The organism is Streptomyces sulfonofaciens (assembly GCF_014656295.1).
Classification (GTDB): domain Bacteria; phylum Actinomycetota; class Actinomycetes; order Streptomycetales; family Streptomycetaceae; genus Streptomyces; species Streptomyces sulfonofaciens.
On the sequence record NZ_BNCD01000023.1, the window covers coordinates 59014 to 77949 of the forward strand.

Here is an 18936-nt window from a genome sequence, read left to right on the forward strand (position 1 = left end):
GCCGGGCGGGGCCGCCGCCCCGCGCCACCCGGCGCAGCGCGACACCGCCGGCACCGCGCGACACGGCGCGTGCCGCGTCCGCGGCTGCTTCACGGTCGACCGCGGCTCGACCGCCCCGTGCCGGTCACGCGCGCAGCGCCGCCTCCAGCGAGCGGGCCACCCCGTCGGCGCGCTCCACGGTGAGTGGTGCCCCTTCGGCGTCCGTCACGTAGAAGGCGTCGACCGCGTTGGAGCCGAGCGTGGACACGTGCGCGCTGCGCACCCTGACACCGGCGGCGTCCAGCGCCCGCCCGACGCGGTGCAGCAGGCCCGGTGCGTCCTGGGCGCGTACCTCGATGACGGTGGCACGCCGCGAGCCGGCCGGGGCGGGCGCCACGCGGGGCGGTGGCGGGGCGGTGCCGCGCCGGCGCGGATATGCCGCGTCACGCTCGGCGAGGCGGCCCGCGATGTCCAGGGAGCCGTCCAGCGCCCGCACCAGGTCGGCCCGGAGCCGGGTGGCCTGCGGCAGCGACCCGTACTCCGCCGCGACGCGCCAGTCGAGCAGCAGCACGGCGGCGGGCGACGGGCCCGCGGCACGGCCGCCGGCACGGGCCGCGCCGTCCGCTCCGTCCGTGCCGTCCGCGCCGTCCGCGCCGTGCCCACCTCTCGCACGCAGGTCCGGCCCGGCCGTACCCGTCTGCGCCGCTAGGCCGTCCGGCAGTTCCTTCACCCGCAGCTCCGCCGTGCGCACCGTCATCCGGTGCAGCGCGAGGACTCCGGCGACCGCGGGCAGCACCCCGGGCTGTTCCGGGACGGCGACCAGCAGTTCCACGCCGAGGGGCTCCGGCCCGCCGGGTGCGCCGGCCCCTGCCGCGAGTGCCGGGGGCCCGTTGCCGGACCCGGCCCCGGTGTCCGGGGGCGGTTCCGGTTCGGCGCGCAGCCGCAGCACGGGTCCGCCGGTGCGGAACGCCTCCATGGCGAGCCGTTCCTGCTCGGCGGTCGGCTCCGACGGCTCGGCCTGCCGGGGCGCGCGGCCGGTGAGGACCGCGGCGGCCCTGCGCACCAGGTCGGCGACGAGGTGGCCGCGCCAGGCCGACCAGGCGGCGGGCCCGGTGGCCAGCGCGTCCGCCTCGGTGAGGGCGTGCAGCAGTTCCAGGGTGCCGGCGGAGCCCACCGCGTCGGTGACTGCGGCGACCGTCGCCGGGTCGTCCAGATCACGCCTCGTCGCGGTCTCGACGAGCAGCAGGTGGTGGCGGACGAGCGTGGTGAGGACGGCGGTGTCGGCGGCGTCGAAGCCCAGGTCGGCGGCGATCCCGGCGGCACGGGCCGCGCCCGCCTCCGAGTGGTCGCCGGGCCGGCCCTTGCCGATGTCGTGCAGCAGGGCGGCGACGAGCAGCAGGTCGGGACGGCCCACCCGGCGGGTCAGCGCGGAGGCGCGCACGGCGGTCTCCACCAGGTGCCGGTCGACAGTCCAGGTGTGCACCGCGTTGCGCTGCGGGCGGCAGCGCACCCACTCCCAGTCCGGCAGCAGCCGGCTGATCATTCCCTCCGCGTCCAGCGCGTCCCACACGTCGACGGTGGGCCGCCCGGCGCCGAGCAGGGTCACCAGCCGGTCACGGGCCTCCGCGGGCCAGGGGGTGGGCAGGGGGCGGGTGGCGGCGGCGAGCCTGCGGACCGCGTGCGGGGACAGCGGGAGCCCCGCCTGGGCGGCGGCCGCGGCGGCCCGCAGCGGCAGGACCGGGTCCTGTTCGGGGCGCGCGGTGCGGGCGAGCACGGCCTCGCCCTCCTGCTCGACGACGCCTTCCGCCAGCGGGGTGCGCTCCGGCTGAGCGGCGCCGCCCCGGCCGAAGCCGCCGCGGCCCAGCACGCCGCGCAGTCTGGGCCGCCGGGAGCGGGCCCGCAGCACCCGGCCGACCTCGCGCCAGGTGACGTCGCCGGCGTAGGCGATGGTGCGTGCTGCCTCGTAGACCGTGCGCAGCAGGACGTCCGCGTCCCGGAGGCCGAGACGGGCGGCGACCTGGTCCTGTTCCTGGAGGCTGAGCCTGTCGGTGGCGCGTCCGGTGGCAAGGTGCAGTGCGTCGCGGGTGTCGAGCAGTACCCGGCGGGCCTCGGCGAGCCCTTCGCGCGGGGCGTCGGCGAGCCAGGAGGCGGCGACGGCGCGCAGCACGGTGGCGTCGCGCAGCCCGCCGCGGGCCTCCTTCAGGTCGGGTTCCAGGAGGTAGCGCAGCTCGCCCTGGCGGGCAGCGCGCTCGGCGCACAGCTCGCGCAGTTCGGGCAGCCGGCCCGGGGCCTGGTTGCGCCAGTCGGCGAGGACGGTGGTGCGCAGTTCCGCGCTGAGCGCGGGGTCGCCCGCGAGGTGGCGGGCGTCCAGCAGGCTGAGGTGCGCCTTGAGGTCGCCGCCCGCGGTTCTGCGGGCCTCCGCGGGGGTGCGCACGGAGTGGTCGAGTGCGAGGCCGAGGTCCCAGACGGGGTACCAGATGCGGTCGGCGAGGGCCGCCACGCCGCCGGGGTCGGCGCGGGCGTCGTAGAGCAGCAGCAGGTCGAGGTCGCTGCGCGGGGAGAGTTCGCCGCGTCCGTAGCCGCCGACGGCGACCAGGCTGACGCCGGGCAGGCGGGCCGCCGCGCCGGTGAAGAGGCTGCTGAGCCAGGCGTCGGTGAGCCCGGCGAGCGCGGCACGGCGGGCGGGACCGGACTGCCCGTCCTCCTGGAGGAGGCGCAGCCGGGCCGCCGGGTAGCCGTCGGACGCCGCGGCATCGGCGGTCCCGTGCCGGTGGGAGCCCTCGTCGGACTTCCCGCCCGGCTCCGCGTCGGGCTTCGCGTCCGGCTTCACACCGGGCCTTCCGCCGGACCTCTCATCCGGCTTCCGGTGTTCTTCGTGTTCTTCGTGGTCTTCGTGTTCTTCGTGTTCTTGATGCTGGTCGTGTTCTTGATGCTGGTCGTGTTCTTGATGCTGGTCGGGTTCATCGCGTTCATCGCGTTCGCCGGGTTCTTCCACACTCGTCACGCAGCGGCTCCTGCCGGTCAAAAGCCCCCGTCGTACGTGGCGCGCCCCTCGCGCGCGTGGTGCTGCGGACGCGCCGGGCCGGTGGCCGGCGGCGGGGGTGGTACTGCGACCGGCCGCCGGGCCACCGCAGCCGGCGGCCGGTCTCTTTCACAGGGCGTCGGGCCCGCGTTCACCCGTCCTGACCCGCACGGCCGCGTCGACGGGCACGGACCATACCTTGCCGTCCCCGATCTTGCCGGTCCTGGCGGCCTTGACGATGACGTCGGTGACGTGTTCGGCGTCGTCGTCCTCGACCAGCACCTCGATACGGATCTTGGGGACGAGGTCGACGGTGTACTCGGCGCCGCGGTAGACCTCGGTGTGGCCGCGCTGACGGCCGTAGCCGCTGGCCTCGGTGACGGTCAGGCCGTGCACCCCGGACGCCTGCAGGGCCTCCTTGATCTCGTCGAGCCGGTGCGGCTTCACGACGGCGGTGATCAGCTTCATGCGTCGACCTTCCTGGCCTGTGCGTGCTCCTCGACCGGCGCGACGAGCGCGACGTTGCGGGGGGTCGCGCCGCCGCCCGCGCCGCTGAAGTCGTACGCGGTCTCCGCGTGCTCGGTCCGGTCGATGCCGGAGACCTCGTCGTCCTCGGTGACCCGCATACCGATGGCCTTGTCGACGAGGAAGGCCAGGATCGCGGAGGCCACCAGGGAGTAGGCGAGGACGGCGAAGACTCCGGCGGCCTGCTTGCCGAGCTGGCCGAGGCCGCCGCCGTAGAAGAGGCCCTTGGCGTCGGACTGCACGCCGCCGGTGGCGAAGAAGCCGATGAGCAGGGAGCCCACCACACCGCCGACGAGGTGGACGCCGACCACGTCGAGGGAGTCGTCGTAGCCGAACCTGAACTTGAGGCCGACGGCCATGGCGCACAGCAGGCCGGCGATGGCGCCGACGGCTATCGCGCCGAGCGGGCTGACGCAGCCGCCGGACGGGGTGATGGCGACGAGGCCGGCGACCGCGCCGGAGGCGGCGCCGAGGGTGGTGAAGGTGCCGTGCCTGAGCTTTTCGTAGACGAGCCAGGCGAGCATGGCGGCGGCGGTGGCGACCTGGGTGTTGACGAACATCACGGCACCCACGCCGTCGTCGTTGCCGAGCCAGGAACCCGCGTTGAAACCGAACCAGCCGAACCACAGCAGGCCGGCGCCGAGCATGACCAGGGGCAGGCTGTGCGGGCGCATCGGGTCCTTCTTGAAGCCGACACGCCTGCCGATGACGAGGATGACCCCGAGCGCCGCCGCGCCGGCGTTGATGTGCACCGCGGTTCCGCCCGCGAAGTCGATCACGCCGAGGTCGAAGGCCCAGCCGCCGGTCCCCCAGACCCAGTGCGCCACCGGGAAGTAGACGACCGTCGCCCACAGGGTGATGAACAGCGCCCAGGCCGTGAACTTCACCCGGTCCGCGAGGGCGCCGCTGATCAGCGCGGGCGTGATGATGGCGAACATGAGCTGGAAGACGGCGAAGACGTAGATCGGGATGGTGTACCCGGGCCAGAGCTGGGTCAGCCCTATGCCGCTGAGCCCGAGGAAGTGGCCGTTCCACCCGACGAAGCCGCCGTGGTCGGTGCCGAAGGCGGCGGAAAAGCCGTACAGCACCCAGAGGATGGTGATGATTCCCAGGCTGATGAAACTCATCATCAGCATGTTGAGGGTGCTCTTGACGCGGACCATGCCTCCGTAGAAGAAGGCGAGTCCCGGTGTCATGAGCATCACCAGGGCAGAGCAGATAAGCATGAACCCGGTATTGGCGGCGGACAACTGCGGGGTGTCCGCGGCCAGCGTGATGCCTGGGGGCATCGGCGTCTCCTCGTCGTCGGTGCGGCCCTTGGTGCGGGCGAGGCCAGTGCGGTGGTGAGGGGTGGGCCGGTCGTTCGGCTGAGCGTGGCGCAGTGCCGTTTCGGTCGATGCCGCACCATGTTTCGCGAGGGTGACGAAGAGCCCCTGCGTGTTACGCACCGATGAACTGCGCGTGATGTGCGCCGCGCTTCGACATGGTGGCGAACCATGACGAAGCGGCGCCCGCGGGGAGGAGGCGGGCGCCGCTTGGCGCGTGGTCGTTCCGGTGGGGTCAGACGGTGGCGGCCGCTTCCGGGAGGTGGGCGGTCAGCTCCTCGGCGAGGTCGGCGACCTCGGGGAGGCCGGCGTAGTCGCGGGTCACGGTGTCGACGGTCTGGCGGATGCGGGTGTTGACCCGCTCGGAGCGGACCTTCCTCGCGACGCCGAAGGCCTCCCGGGTGAGGGCGGCGCTCTTCTCGGGCTCCTCCTTCAGCAGGTGCACGCTGGCGAGGCCGATCAGGTTGAGGGCGTAGGAGCGCTGGTGCTCGCGGTCGGGTGCGAACAGCTCGACTGAGCGGGCCATCACGGGCTCCGCCAGGGTGGCGTAGGTGGGACTGCGGCCTGCGACGCGGGCCAGGTCGCGGTAGGAGTGGCCGTTCTCGCCGTGCAGCTCCGCCTCGGTGAAGAAGCGGATCCAGTCGGGCTCGGGCTCGGTGCCGTCGAGGGCGTCGGCGAAGGTGTCCTCGGCCATCCGGACGGCTCGCTTGCACTTGCCGGGCTGGCCCATGTTGGCGTAGGCGCGGGCCTCCATCGCATACAGCATGGCCTGGGTGCGCGCCCCGGCGCAGTCGCGGCTGCCGTACTGGGCGAGGTGGATGAGTTCCAGGGCGTCGTCGGGCCGGCCGAGGTGGATCATCTGGCGGCTCATGCTGGAGAGGACGTACGACCCGAGGGACTTGTCGCCGGCTTCCTTCGCCGCGTGCAGGGCGAGCACGAAGTACTTCTGGGCGGTGGGCTGGAGGCCGATGTCGTAGCTCATCCAGCCGGCCAGCTCGGCGAGTTCGGCGGCGACCTTGAAGAGGCGCTTCCTGGTGGGCTCCGGGTGGGGCTCCTGGAGGAGGTCGGTGACCTCGTGCAACTGCCCCACGACAGCCTTGCGGCGTAACCCTCCGCCGCACTGTGCGTCCCAGGTGCGGAACATCACCGTGGTGGTCTCCAGCAGGTCGAGTTCCGGCTGGGAGAGGCGGCCGGGGCGGCGCGGGGTGGCGCCGGCGGCGGGCTCGGCCGCCGGGGTGGCGGGCGCGGGCACCAGCCAGCGCTGCAGGGGCTCGACGAGGGCGGGCCCGGCGGCGAGTGACAGGGAGCTGCCCAGGAAGCCGCGCCGGGCCAGCATGAGGTCGCTGCGGGAGAACTCGCTGATCATCGCGACGGTCTGCGGGCCCGTCCAGGGCAGGTCGACGCCGGATGCGGAGGGCGGCTTGTGGGGTGCGCGCAGACCGAGGTCCTCGACGGCGACCACACAGCCGAACCGCTCGGAGAACAGGTCGGAGAGGATCCGCGGGATGGGTTCGCGGGGGTTCTCGCCGTCGAGCCAGCGGCGGACTCTGGAGGTGTCGGTGGAGATGTGGTTGGCGCCGAGCTGGCGGGCTCTGCGGTTGACCTGGCGCGCCAGCTCGCCCTTGGACCAGCCGCTGCGTACGAACCAGGAGCCGAGCAGCTCATTGGGCCGCTTCTCGGCGTGCGCGCCACCATCGCCCCTGCCGACCACTGAACGCCCCCATTCTGAAGCCCACTTGTGTGTGCGGTGCGTGCCCAGCCGTACCAGAACGCCGCGCCCCACGGCGGGCCGTCCGGCATATGGAATCCGCGATACCGGTTACATCGCCTGGGAGACCGCGACCCTGTGCGCATACCGCCGGCATCCGCCCGGACCAGGGCCGGGGTGCCATGGACATACGCAGCAACGCATCGCATCCAGGATTGTGTACTGAAAGTAACCCCTCGGTCACCTTCTCGGCGAGGGGGATTGTCGAAGCGCCACCATTCGCCACCCCTTCGAATGAACTCCTCTGGCACTCCGCACGATTCACTTGACACCGCACGGCCGGCTGGTCGATCAGCCGGCAGTGGACGGAACGAAGCACGCCGGGGCGCGCGGATCCCCTGCGTACTACCCGTAGCGCCACAAGACGCCGCTATGGAGGGCCGGCTTCCGGGACAGAGGACCTTTGGTGGAAACAGAGCGTCACAAGCTGATTCCAGTACGTAACCACCGGCGTGCTGGACCCGTTGGAGGGGGCATGGGCTTCACTATCGGCGGCATCCGCGAGATGCGGTCCGGTGCACGCCGTCGCGGCCGCACCTCGGAGTGCACCCTGGTGGCCGAGTTCACCGGCCTGTGGGGGTGGGACGTGGTCCCCGGGGCCCGGGCCGCCGCGGGTGCCTGCTCCTGCGGTCGTGCCGACTGCCCGGCGCCCGGCGCCCACCCCTTCGACTTCGCTCCCGTCGTACCCGCCGGTGCCACGCTCGACGAGGCGAGCCGGACGTGGGCCCGCTTTCCGGGCGCCGCCGCGATGCTCCGGGTGGGCGGCGCCTTCGACGTGATCGAGGTCGGGGAGGCGGCCGGGCGGCACGCGCTGGTGCGCCTGGAGCGGATGGCCCTGCCGCTCGGCCCGGTGGCACTGACGCCCGAGGGCCGGGCGCAGTTCTTCGTCGCGCCGGGCGCCGCCGCGGCGCTGCCGCTGCTGCTCTACCGGATGGGCTGGGACGGCGCGGACCTCGACCTGTGCGGCCGCGGGCCCGGTGAGCACATCACCGCACCGCCGTTCGACCGGGGTGGCCTGGGGGCGGTGCGGTGGCTGCGCGCGCCGGATGTCGGCATGGCGGCCGCGGCCACAGATCCGCCGGAGGCGCGGTTGTTGCTGGGCACGCTCGCGTACATGGCGCACCGGGTACCGCTCTGCGGTTGAGGGCCGCCCGGCGGCGGGCCGGCCCCCTGCCGTCGCGGCCCGGCCGCCGGGCGGTGGCGGTTGCTCACGCAGTCCCCCGCTCGTCCCTTACCCGGCTTCCAGCCCAGACCTCCTGAACCGGCCGCTCGTGGCCAGTCCCCAGCCCAGACGAACCGGCCATCCCATGCCCACTGTCCGGACCTCGTGAACCGGCCCGCCGCTCGTCCCGGGCCTGCGTGAATCGGCCACCCGCCGGTCGGGCCCCCGGAGGGGACCCCCGGGGGCGCCTCGCGCGGTGCCCCGCGTTCCCTGTCAGGGCGCCGCGTTCCGTCTCAGGGCGTCCGGACCCTGGAAGTGGCGGGAGCCGGCCGGTAGGGGGTGACGCGCGGTTTCCCGGCGCCTCTGTCTCCCCTGTCCCCTCTCCCGTCTCCCCTGTCCCCCGTCGCGGCAGCGGTCACGGGCCGGCGTCAGGTGCCGATCAGGGCGTCCACGAAGGCTCCGGGTTCGAAGGGGGCCAGGTCGTCGGGGCCCTCGCCCAGGCCGACCAGCTTCACCGGGACGCCCAGCTCGCGCTGTACGGAGATGACGATGCCGCCCTTGGCGGTGCCGTCCAGCTTGGTGAGGACGATCCCGCTGACGTCCACGACCTCCGCGAAGACACGGGCCTGCACCAGGCCGTTCTGCCCGGTCGTGGCGTCCAGGACGAGCAGTACCTCGTCCACCGGGGCGTGCTTCTCGACGACACGCTTGACCTTGCCCAGCTCGTCCATCAGGCCGGTCTTGGTGTGCAGCCTTCCCGCGGTGTCGATCAGGACGACATCGGCGCCCGCCTCGGTGCCCTGCTTCACGGCGTCGAAGGCGACCGACGCCGGGTCGCCGGCCTCGGGGCCGCGCACCGTACGGGCGCCCACCCGCTCGCCCCAGGTCTGCAACTGGTCGGCGGCGGCGGCGCGGAAGGTGTCGGCGGCGCCCAGGATCACGGACTGCCCGTCGGCGACGAGGACGCGGGCCAGTTTGCCGGTGGTGGTGGTCTTGCCGGTGCCGTTGACGCCGACGACCAGCACGATGCCCGGGGTGTCGAGCCCGGACTCGGTGTGCACGGTGCGGTCGAGGTCGGTGCCGACCAGCGCGAGCAGCTCCTCGCGCAGCAGGGCGCGCAGCTCCTCGGGGGTGCGGGTGCCGAGCACCCTTACCCGCTCGCGCAGCCGGCCGACCAGTTCCTGGGTGGGCGCCACGCCGACGTCGGCGGTCAGCAGGATGTCCTCGACCTCCTCCCAGGTGTCGTCGTCCAGGTGCTCGCGCGAGAGCAGGGTGAGCAGGCCCTTGCCCAGCGCGTTCTGCGAACGGGACAGCCTGGCGCGCAGCCGCACCAGGCGGCCCGCGGCGGGTTCGGGTACCTCGATGGCCGGCGGCGCCTCGGGCTCGATGACCACGGGCGCGGGCGGTTCGGCCTCGGCCGTCGCGGGACCGGTGTCCTGCGGGGCCCGGCCGGGCTCACCGCCTGCCTCCGGGGCCTGCGGCTGCCCCGGAGGTGCGGTGATCTCGGGAGTTTCGGTGGGCGCCTCGGCCTGCGGGGGTGGCTGCCGCTTCTTCCTGCGGCTGCCGATCACGAGCCCGCCGAGCGCGCCGATCACGACCACGGCGATGACTACAGCAAGGATGACGATTTCCATAACGCCCCCAGTATCAGGTATCGCGGCGGGGCGGGGCCCGGCGCGCCACCGCGACACCCCGCACGGCCACCGCCGCACCCCCCGGGCACCACCGCACCGGCACGGCGCCCCGCGAACCGGTCACGGCACCGGCGGCCCCGCCCGGAGCAGGCCCGCCCCGGCCACGGCCACGGCCGTCACCGCGGCCGTGGCTACCTGCACCGGCACTGCCACCACCACATCGCACCGCACCGCACCTGACCTCGGTTTGCGACTTTCCTCACATATCGCCCGCACGACCTGCGTGATCGCCGGAGAAGTCTCACAGGGCGATGCAATGGAACGATGGAGAGCACGGACACCGGTGCCCGCAGCAGAGACCGCAGCGAGTGAAGAGCGAGTGAAGGAGATACGAGGAGTGAGGTTCCTTCTCGAAGTCGACGTCGACGATTCGCCGACCGGCACGGACCCGGCGCGGGAGCTGGGCCGCATCCTGCGCTACTGGGGCGGCAACCTCCACCACTTCGAGCTGCGCCCCGGCTCGGGCGCGGCCGTCCACGACTCGGCGTACCGGGAGGTGGGCCGCTGGAGCGTCACCGGCACACCGGAAACGACGGAGACCGCCGCACCCGGGGAAGCCGGGGCACCGGCACCAGGAGCACCCGCACCCGGAGCACCCGCGCAGGGCGCCTCCTAGGAGAGGGGTCCCGCCGTCCTCGGGGAGACGGGCCGCCCCGGACGCACCGCCGCCCCGGCCCGGACTCTGGCCGGGCAGGGGCGGCGGGTGGTTCGAGGAGACGGGCGGCGGGGACGGTCAGCCCATCTCCTCCAACGCCTTGCCCTTGGTCTCCTTCACGAACCTGACGACGAAGGGGATCGAAAGCACGGCGAAGGCCGTGTAGATGACGTACGTGGCGGAGAGGTTCCACTCGGACAGCGAGGGGAAGCTCGCGGTGATCGCCCAGTTCGCGATCCACTGGGCGGAGGCGGCCACACCGAGCGCGGCCGCGCGGATCCTGTTCGGGAAGATCTCGCCGAGCAGGACCCAGACGACCACGCCCCAGGAGAGCGCGAAGAACAGCACGAAGACATGGGCCGCGATGAGGGCCACCCAGCCCTGGGTGGCCGGCAGCTTCCCGTCGACCAGGTGGTACGAGAAGGCCCAGGCCAGCACGGCCAGGCCGATGGCCATGCCGGTGGAGCCGATCAGCGCCAGCGGCCTGCGGCCGATCCGGTCGACGAAGATCATCGCAATCACCGTGCCGATGATGTTGATGATCGACGTGGTGAAGGAGTAGAGGAACGACTCCGTCGGGTCCACGCCCACCGACTGCCAGAGCGTGGCCGAGTAGTAGAACGCCACGTTGATGCCGACGAGCTGCTGGAAGGCGGAGAGCCCGATGCCGATCCAGACGATCGGCTTGAAGTACATCCGGCCGCCGAGCAGGTCGCGGAAGGTGGACCTGTGCTCGCGGCGCATGGCGTGCTCGATCTCGGTGAGCCGTGCGTCGAGGTCGACGTGGCGCCCCTCGACCTCGGCCAGCACCTCGCGGGCCCTGGCCTCCTTGCCCGCACTGATCAGGTAGCGGGGCGACTCGGGGATGGCGAAGGACAGCAGCCCGTAGAGGACGGAGGGGACGACCATCACGCCCAGCATGACCTGCCATGCCTCGACACCGAGCAGGGTGCCGCGCTGGTTGCCGTGCGCCGCGTTCAGCAGGCCCCAGTTGACGAGCTGGGAGAGGGCGATGCCGACGACGATCGCGGCCTGCTGGAAGGCGGCCAGGCGGCCCCGGTAGGCGGGTGGGGCGACCTCGGCGATGTAGGCGGGGCCGATGACGGAGGCCATGCCGATGGCGAAGCCTCCGATGATCCGCCAGAAGGCGAGGTCCCAGAGCGCGAAGGGCAGCGCGGATCCGACGGCGCTGACGGTGAACAGCACCGCGGCGATCTGCATGCACCGGATGCGGCCGATGCGGTCGGCGATCCGGCCCGCGGTCGCGGCACCGATCGCGCAGCCGATCAGCGCGATGGCGATGACCTGGGCCAGGGCGGCCGAGCCGATGTCGTAGCGGGAGCGGATGGCCTCGACGGCGCCGTTGATGACGGAGCTGTCGTACCCGAAGAGGAAGCCGCCCATCGCGGCCGCCGCCGCGATGAAGATGACGTGTCCGAGGTGCTCGGGGTGCGCTTCCCTGGCGGATGGGCTTGCCGCTGTGCTGGTCACTGCGTACTCCTCGGGCCGTCGGCAACACTGCCGGGGCGGGGGCGAGCCCTGTTCAGTGGTGCACACCGGCACACCACCCACCACCTGAACGTACAAACAACGTTGCCGAGACTATTCATTCAAGGTTCTAAGTCAATAGGGGCAGAGTGTGAGTTTCCCCGCCACCAACGGTTCGTTGGGTTCAAGACATGAACACATGGCTGAGCTGATGTCGCACGGGGAGTCAGCTCAGCGCAGCCGCTGGCTGATCACCTTGGAGACGCCGTCCCCCTGCATCGAGACGCCGTAGAGGGCGTCGGCGACCTCCATCGTGCGCTTCTGGTGGGTGATCACGATGAGCTGCGAGGCCTCCTGGAGCTCCTGCATGATCCGGATCAGACGCTGGAGGTTGGTGTCGTCCAGCGCGGCCTCGACCTCGTCCATCACGTAGAACGGGCTGGGGCGTGCCTTGAAGATGGACACCAGCAGCGCGACGGCGGTCAGTGACCGCTCGCCACCGGACAGCAGGGACAGCCGCTTGACCTTCTTGCCGGGAGGTCTCGCCTCGACCTCCACACCGGTGGTCAGCATGTTGTCGGGGTCCGTGAGGATCAGCCGGCCCTCGCCACCGGGGAACAGGCGCGAGAAGACGCCCTCGAACTGGCGGGCGGTGTCCCGGTACGCCTCGGTGAAGACCTGCTCGACGCGCTCGTCGACCTCCTTGACCACCTGGAGCAGGTCGGCCCGGGTCTTCTTCAGGTCCTCCAGTTGCTCCGAGAGGAACTTGTGCCTCTCCTCCAACGCGGCGAACTCCTCCAGCGCCAGCGGGTTGACCTTGCCCAACTGCTGGTAGGCGCGCTCGGCGGCCTTCAGCCGCTTCTCCTGCCGAGCCCGCACGAACGGCTCGGGTCTGTTGCGCGGGTGCTCGGGGTCCTCGGGCAGCTCCTCGCCCTCCGCGGGCGGCGACGGCGGCACAAGCTGGTCCGGTCCGTACTCGGCGATCAGACCTGCGGGTTCCACGCCCAGTTCCTCCAGTGCCCTCGTCTCGAGCTGCTCGATCCGCAGCCGCTTCTCGGCACCGAGTACCTCACCGCGGTGAACTGAATCCGTCAGCTTGTCGAGTTCGGCCTTGAGGTCGCGGCCGCGCGCACGGGCCGCCGCCAGTTCCTGCTCACGGGCCGCCTTGGCCTGCTCGGCGACGGTGCGCTCCGCGTCCGCGCGCACCACCGAGACCTCGACGTGGGCCAGCAGTTGCCGGGTGCCTCGGGCCACCGCGTCGGCGACCAGGGCCTCGTGGCGCAACCGGGCCCGCCGCTGCTCGGCACGCGCACGTGCCTCGCGTTCGGCGCGGGCCGCGCGGTCGAGCGAGTCGGCGCGCCCGGCCAGTCCCTTGACGCGCTCCTCGTGGGTACGGACCTGGAGCCGGGCCTCCATCTCGGTCTGGCGGGCGTTGGCCCCGTCGGCGGAGAGCCGGTCGCGCAGCGAGGTGTCGGGCTCCTCGTCGCTCCCGGCGCCCTCCTCGGCGACGGCGAGCCGTTCGGCCAGTTCCTCCGCCTCCAGGGCGGCCCGGTCCAGGGCGTCCTGGGCCCGGGCGGCCGCCGCCGCGGCACGCTCCGCCTCGCCGGCGGCGCCCCTGGCCTGGCCGGCGAGGCGGCCAAGCTGCTGGGCCACGGACGACTTCTCCCGGTCCACGGTGCGCCGGCGCTCGGCCAGCTCCTCCACGCGGGCGGCACACTGCCTGCGCCGGTCGGTGGCCGCCTGCTGTGCCTCCGTCAGCTCCTCGCACCGCTCCCCCAGCTCCTCCAGCTCCGCCGCGGCCTCGTCCACGGCCGCCTGCACCTCCAGGAGGCTGGGGGCACCCGCGGAGCCGCCGAGCGCGAAGTGAGCGCCGAGCAGATCCCCTTCGGCGGTGACGGCGGTCAGCTCGGGGCGGGCGTAGACGAGGTCCTCGGCGTCCTCCAGGGTGCTCACGACCACGATCCCGTGCAGCAGGCGCCGCACGGCGGGCATCAGCTCCGCGGGGCCGCGCACCAGGTCGGCGGCCCGCGGCGGATCGCCCGCGGTCACGGGCGGGTGGTCGCGGGGGGCTTGCGGGGCGGGGGAGCCGGCGGCTCCCGGCTCCGGCGGCCGGGCGGACTGCTCACCGGCGAGCAGCAGGGCGGCGCGGCCCGCGTCCTGTTTGCGCAGCAGGCGGATGGCCTCCGCGGCGGACGCCGGTGTGGTGACCGCGATGGCGTCCGCGGCCGCGCCGAAGGCGGCGGCGATCTGGACCTCGTGGCCCGGGGTCACCGAGAGCAGTTGCGCTGCCGGCCCGAGCAGGCCGGTCAGCCGGTCCTGGGCGGCCAGCAGCGCGCCGCTGCCGTCCTTGCGGCGCAGTCCGAGGGCGAGGGCCTCACGGCGGGCGGCCACGGCGGCGCGTTTGCGCTCGGCGGAGGTGGCGGCCTCCCGGGCGGCGCTCACGGCGCTCTCCGCCTCGGCGAGCGCCCTCTTGGCCGCCTCGTGCCCCGAGGCCAGTTCCTCGTCTCCCGCGTCGAGGCCGTCGACCTCCGTCTTCAACTGCTCGTACTCCTCCTGGGCGCCGACGGCACGCTCGTGCGCCTCGTCGCGGGCCGCCGCGAGCCGGTCGATCTCGGCCTGGGCGGCGGCGGCGCGGGACCGGGCGGCACTCGCCTGTGCGGTGAGCCGCGCCAGTCCTTCTCTGCGGTCGGCGATGGCACGGGCCGCGTCCTTGAGGCGGCGGTCCTCCATGGCCAGTTCGCGCTCCAGGTCGGCGCGGTGTGTGACCGTGTCCTCCAGGGCGCGCTCGGCCGCCTCCAGCGCGGCCTCCAGCTCGGCCTCCTGCTCCCGGATCCGGGCGGCCTCGCGCTCCAGGTCCTCGGGGTCCCGGCCGCGCCGCTCCTCGGGCTGCTGGGAGGTGGCGCTCTTCACCCGGGCGTCGGCCAGCGAGATGGTGCCGCGCACCCGCTCGGCGAGCTGCGACAGCTCGTACCAGGTCTGCTGGGCGCGCTGGAGACGGGGGGTGAGGCGGCGCACCTCGTCCTCCAGGGCGGCCTCCGCGCCGAGCGCCGCCCTCAGCTCGGCCTCGGTGGCCTCCTTGCGCTGCTTGAGCGCGGCCTCGTCGGCGATCTCCGTCTGCAGCGCGGTCCGCAACTGCACGAGGTCGTCGGCGAGCAGGCGCAGCCGGGCGTCGCGCAGGTCGGCCTGGATGACGGCGGCGCGGCGGGCCACGGCGGCCTGGCGGCCCAGCGGCTTGAGCTGGCGGCGCAGTTCGTCGGTGAGGTCCTGGACGCGGGCCAGGTTGGCCTGCATCGCGTCCAGCTTCCTGAGCGCCTTCTCCTTGCGCTTGCGGTGCTTGAGCACGCCCGCGGCCTCTTCGATGAACGCCCGGCGTCCCATCGGGTCGGCGTGCAGCACCGAGTCGAGCTGGCCCTGTCCGACGATGACGTGCATCTCCCGGCCGATGCCGGAGTCGGAGAGCAGGTCCTGGATGTCGAGCAGACGGCAGGTGTCGCCGTTGATCTGGTACTCGCTGCCGCCGTTGCGGAACATGATCCGCGTGATGGTGACCTCGGCGTACTCGATGGGCAGCGCACCGTCCGTGTTGTCGATGGTCAGGGAGACCTCGGCGCGGCCGAGCGGTGGGCGCCCGGTGGTGCCGGCGAAGATGACGTCCTCCATCTTGCCGCCGCGCAGTGATTTGGCGCCCTGCTCGCCCATCACCCAGGACAGCGCGTCCACGACGTTGGACTTGCCGGACCCGTTGGGTCCGACGACGCAGGTGATGCCCGGTTCGAACCGCAGCGTCGTCGCCGACGCGAACGATTTGAAGCCACGCAGGGTCAGAGCCTTGAGGTGCACGCCGCCGCACTCTACCTTCCGACATCGGGCACACCGGGTGAACTCGCGGTTTCACCCAGGAACGTGCAGGGCACATCAGACGGTGAAGGATGGGGAACAGACGGACTCGGGCACCGGCGGGCGGCACGGAGCCCCCGGGCGGTGCGGACCACCGTGGGCGACCGCGCACGGGCCGATCAGGGCAGCGGGCGGGCGGAACACCCGAAGGCCCCGAGGGACTCGAAAGGCCCGGAAGACTCGAAAGAGGAGACAAGAAAGAAGGGACGCCGAGGCGTCCCTTGCAGTTCGGACCGCGGCTCACATGCAGCCCGACCAGGAGTGAGCGAAGCAGAGCGTGGTTCAGGTGAGCGCGGGCTCCGCCTGGGATACGTCGATGCTCTCCAGGAGCGAGTCGCCGTCGTGCGAAGCGGCAGCCGCAAGTGCGTCGTTCTCCGCCTGGATGCGTACGAGCTCGGATTCCAGGTCCTGGACGCGCTGCTGGAGCCGTCGCATCTCGGCGAGGAGTCGAGGGTCGGAGCCGCCGACGTAACCGAGAAGCGCCTTTGCCATGATGGATGGTCCTCCACAATGAGTGACCGACCGTAGCGGTATGGGTCATGATTGAGGGATTTTCGCACCCGCATTGTCCGGCTTCTTCTGATTGGTACTGCCGATCTCGACGCCAAACAGCTAAGGTGCGCGGGGCTTCCAGAGTCTCACCAAAAAGTTTGACGGTCAACACGATCAAGCCCCGGTGGACGGGCCGCCCGGCGCTGCGCGGCGGTCGTGAACACGGCGCGTCTCCTGCTTCGGGGCCCGGGGGCGTGGAGATCATCCTGGCCTGCCCGGCCGCCGCCCGCAAGCCCTTTCTCGGCACCGACCAGGCCCTTTTTGTTCTCTGCGATCTCCATGGCGCGCTCCTGCGGTGGCCGGTTCCATGGCGCGCCGGCGTGCGTCAGCGGACCTCGAACCCTGCGTAGCCGCCGCGCGGCGTGTCCCAGATCTCAGTGACTCCGTCGGCCCTGCCGGGCGTGTCGCCGCCGCTCAGCCACTCCAGCAGCCGTTCGCACCGCTCCCTGGGGCCCTCGGCGACGACCTGGACCCGTCCGTCGGCCAGATTGAGAGCAAAACCACTCAGCCCGCCGATCTCCTTCGCCTTGGCCCGCGTGTACCAGCGGAAACCCACTCCCTGTACATGACCGCGCACCCAGGCGGTGAGCCGTGCCTCGTCGTCCATGACTGCACGCTAACCGCCCGATCCGTCCGCGGGCACATCGGGCCCGGTTGGCATGGGGTAGCGTCCCGATCCACGGCGCCTCACTCGTTCGGGTGAAATTTCGCCACTGGGATCTTGGAGGCCGAGGACATGGGACGTCATCGACGCGCCACTGCCGGACGCGCCGCCACGGACCGGGCGGCAGCCGACCCGGTCGCCGAGCGTTCATCCGGCGGCACGCACCGCTACCGCAAGGGTGGCTCCGCCGCCGTGCGGACGGGACTGCTGGGCGTGTCGGCGGCCGTCGCCATGGGAGCCGTGGCGGTGGCGACCGGGGTCCTGCCGGGCGGCGGTTCGTACTCCGTCGGCGGCGACGACGGCTCCGACCAGGTGCGCTCCGCGGGCATCCCGAGCAGTCCGCGGACGCAGGGCGGCATCAGCGGCAGCCCCGACGGGACCGGCACGGCCCGTCCGGGGCGGAGCACGGGCCACAGCACGGCGCCCGCGGCCAGACCCTCGCCCTCCGCGTCGAAGGCCGCGCCCGGGTCCGCGCACGGGACCCGGCCCGGCACCCCGGCCGACAGGGCCACGCGGCCCCCCGCCACACACACTCCGGGCACCCCCGCGTCCACGGACACGCCCCACACCGATCCCGCGCCCGCCACCACCACGGCCAGGGCGTCGACCGAGTCAGCGGCCGAGGCCCAGGTGCTCGGCCTCGTCAACCAGGAACGCGCCAAGGCGGGCTGCCAGCCGCTGAAGGCGGACGCGTCGCTGGCCGGCCTCGCGGGCGACTTCAGCGCCAGGATGGCGGCAGAGGGCTTCTTCGACCACACCGACCCGCAGGGCCGCAGCCCCTGGGACCGGGCCGCCGCGGCCGGCATCACCAATCTGGGCGGCGAGAACATAGCCCGCGGCCAGACGGACGCGGCGGCGGTGATGGACGCCTGGATGCACAGCGCCGGCCACCGCGCCAACATCCTCAACTGCGACTACCGGACCATCGGCGTCGGCGTCCACTTCGGGTCCGGCGGACCGTGGTGGACCCAGGACTTCGGCTTCTGAACTTCGGCTTCTGAACTTCGGCCTCTGAACCCCGGCTTCCGCGCACGTACCGGTGAGCCGGCCCGGCATGAGCCGGCCCGGGGCCCGGAGGCCGCGGGCCGCTGCCGGGCGGCCGCAGGACGCCGGTGCGGCCCCGGGCGGCGCGGGGCGCGTGGCCGTCAGGGCAGCGCCGGGCGGGAAACCTCAGGGCGGGGCGCAGCGGTGCGCGGCGGGCGCTGGCAGCGCGGGCAGAAGTAGCTGGAGCGGTTCATCCAGGGCCGGCGGCGCAGCGGGGTGGCGCAGCGGCGGCACGGCTCGGACTCACGTCCGTAGGCGTCGAGCGAGCGGTCGAAGTAACCGGACTCGCCGTTCACATGGACGTAGAGGCTGTCGAAGCTGGTGCCGCCCACGGCGAGCGCGGCGTTCATGACCTCGCGCACATGCGTGAGCAGGTCGGCGGTGCGGGGCCGGGTGAAGGTCGCGGTCGGCCGGTCGTAGTGGACTCTGGCGCGCCACAGGGCCTCGTCCGCGTAGATGTTGCCGACCCCGCTGATCAGCGACTGGTCGAGCAGCGCTCGTTTGATGGTGCTCCGGCGCCTGCGCAGCGCGGCGTGGAACGCGTCGTCGTCGAACAGCGGGTCCAGCGGGTCACGGGCGATGTGCGCGATGACGTCGGGCAGGCCGTCCGGGGTCGTCTCGTGCAGCGAGAGTCCGCCGAAGGTGCGCTGGTCGACGAAGCGGAGCTCGGTACCGGCCGCCTCCGGGAAGCCGGGCGCGTCGACCGGGGTCATGGTGTCCGTGAAGCGGATCCGGATGCGCAGGTGCTTCTCGTCCGGGGCCTCGTGCGGCTTGACGAGGAGCTGGCCGCTCATGCCGAGGTGGGCGAGGACCGCGAAGGGGGTGTCCGCGAGCGGCAGCCAGAGGTACTTGCCGCGGCGGCTGGGGGTGCCGATGCGGTGGCCCACCAGGCGGTGCGCGAAGTCCTCGGCGCCCGGGGTGTGGCGGCGGACGGCCCGGGGGTGCAGGACCTCCGCGGCGGCGATGGTGCGGTGCGCCGTCCACCGGGCCAGACCACGGCGGACCACTTCCACCTCGGGGAGTTCGGGCATCTTCTCCTCCTCCGCCCGTAGCGGGCCGGGTTCTCCTCCGCCCGGTGCGGAGCGGGGACCGCCTGCCCGTACGGACCAGCGATGTGCCGCAGCACGGCGGGGAGCGCGGGGAACTTACGCGCGCCCCGCC

At 73.0% G+C, this 18936-nt stretch carries 14 protein-coding genes; 3 read left to right on the forward strand and 11 right to left on the reverse strand.

Annotation, left to right across the window (positions count from 1 at the left end; all coding sequences use genetic code 11):
• Nucleotides 1–124: 124 nt before the first annotated feature.
• The 5 genes from IE313_RS28730 to nsdA form a co-directional block, all read right to left on the reverse strand.
• Nucleotides 125–2698 carry a [protein-PII] uridylyltransferase gene (locus IE313_RS28730; RefSeq protein WP_229925046.1) on the reverse strand — a complete coding sequence of 858 codons (2574 nt, stop codon included), beginning with the start codon at nt 2696–2698 and terminating at the stop codon, nt 125–127.
• A 107-nt stretch (nt 2699–2805) separates the two neighbouring features.
• Nucleotides 2806–2976 (reverse strand): hypothetical protein, encoded by a 171-nt coding sequence (locus IE313_RS28735; RefSeq protein ID WP_189937317.1) that lies wholly within the window; start codon nt 2974–2976, stop codon nt 2806–2808.
• Nucleotides 2977–3130: 154 nt separating this feature from the next.
• Nucleotides 3131–3469, reverse strand: a complete 339-nt coding sequence (locus IE313_RS28740) for a P-II family nitrogen regulator (protein WP_189937318.1) — start codon at nt 3467–3469, stop codon at nt 3131–3133.
• Nucleotides 3466–4815, reverse strand: a complete 1350-nt coding sequence (locus IE313_RS28745) for an ammonium transporter (RefSeq protein WP_189937390.1) — start codon at nt 4813–4815, stop codon at nt 3466–3468. Before IE313_RS28745 ends, IE313_RS28740 begins: the two co-directional genes overlap by 4 nt.
• Before the next feature lie 271 nt (nt 4816–5086).
• The gene (nsdA, locus tag IE313_RS28750; RefSeq protein WP_189937320.1) at nt 5087–6562 is read right to left on the reverse strand and encodes a transcriptional repressor NsdA; all 1476 of its coding nucleotides are present in this window, start codon (nt 6560–6562) and stop codon (nt 5087–5089) included.
• A gap of 532 nt (nt 6563–7094) precedes the next feature.
• Between nsdA and IE313_RS28755 the strand changes: the two genes are divergently transcribed.
• Complete coding sequence (locus IE313_RS28755; protein WP_189937322.1) at nt 7095–7763, forward strand: bifunctional DNA primase/polymerase; 669 nt, start codon at nt 7095–7097, stop codon at nt 7761–7763.
• Nucleotides 7764–8209: 446 nt separating this feature from the next.
• On the opposite strand, the gene ftsY is transcribed toward IE313_RS28755, so the two are convergent.
• Entirely contained in the window at nt 8210–9415 is a 1206-nt protein-coding gene (ftsY, locus tag IE313_RS28760; RefSeq protein WP_189937324.1) for a signal recognition particle-docking protein FtsY, read from the reverse strand.
• A gap of 397 nt (nt 9416–9812) precedes the next feature.
• Between ftsY and IE313_RS28765 the strand changes: the two genes are divergently transcribed.
• Complete coding sequence (locus IE313_RS28765; RefSeq protein WP_189937326.1) at nt 9813–10091, forward strand: hypothetical protein; 279 nt, start codon at nt 9813–9815, stop codon at nt 10089–10091.
• A gap of 117 nt (nt 10092–10208) precedes the next feature.
• On the opposite strand, the gene IE313_RS28770 is transcribed toward IE313_RS28765, so the two are convergent.
• From IE313_RS28770 to IE313_RS28785, 4 genes are all read right to left on the reverse strand, one after another.
• Nucleotides 10209–11621 (reverse strand): sugar porter family MFS transporter, encoded by a 1413-nt coding sequence (locus IE313_RS28770; protein ID WP_189937328.1) that lies wholly within the window; start codon nt 11619–11621, stop codon nt 10209–10211.
• Between the two features lie 228 nt (nt 11622–11849).
• Nucleotides 11850–15458, reverse strand: a complete 3609-nt coding sequence (gene smc, locus IE313_RS28775) for a chromosome segregation protein SMC (RefSeq protein ID WP_189937329.1) — start codon at nt 15456–15458, stop codon at nt 11850–11852.
• A gap of 339 nt (nt 15459–15797) precedes the next feature.
• Entirely contained in the window at nt 15798–16007 is a 210-nt protein-coding gene (locus IE313_RS28780) for a hypothetical protein (protein WP_189937330.1), read from the reverse strand.
• 385 nt (nt 16008–16392) lie between these two features.
• Nucleotides 16393–16674: an acylphosphatase gene (locus tag IE313_RS28785; protein ID WP_189937331.1), complete on the reverse strand. Its 282-nt coding sequence runs from the start codon at nt 16672–16674 to the stop codon at nt 16393–16395.
• A gap of 129 nt (nt 16675–16803) precedes the next feature.
• On the opposite strand from IE313_RS28785, the gene IE313_RS28790 reads away from it, so the two are divergent.
• Entirely contained in the window at nt 16804–17718 is a 915-nt protein-coding gene (locus IE313_RS28790; protein WP_189937332.1) for a CAP domain-containing protein, read from the forward strand.
• Between the two features lie 158 nt (nt 17719–17876).
• On the opposite strand, the gene mutM is transcribed toward IE313_RS28790, so the two are convergent.
• Nucleotides 17877–18806, reverse strand: a complete 930-nt coding sequence (mutM, locus tag IE313_RS28795) for a bifunctional DNA-formamidopyrimidine glycosylase/DNA-(apurinic or apyrimidinic site) lyase (protein WP_189937333.1) — start codon at nt 18804–18806, stop codon at nt 17877–17879.
• Between the last annotated feature and the right edge of the window lie 130 nt (nt 18807–18936).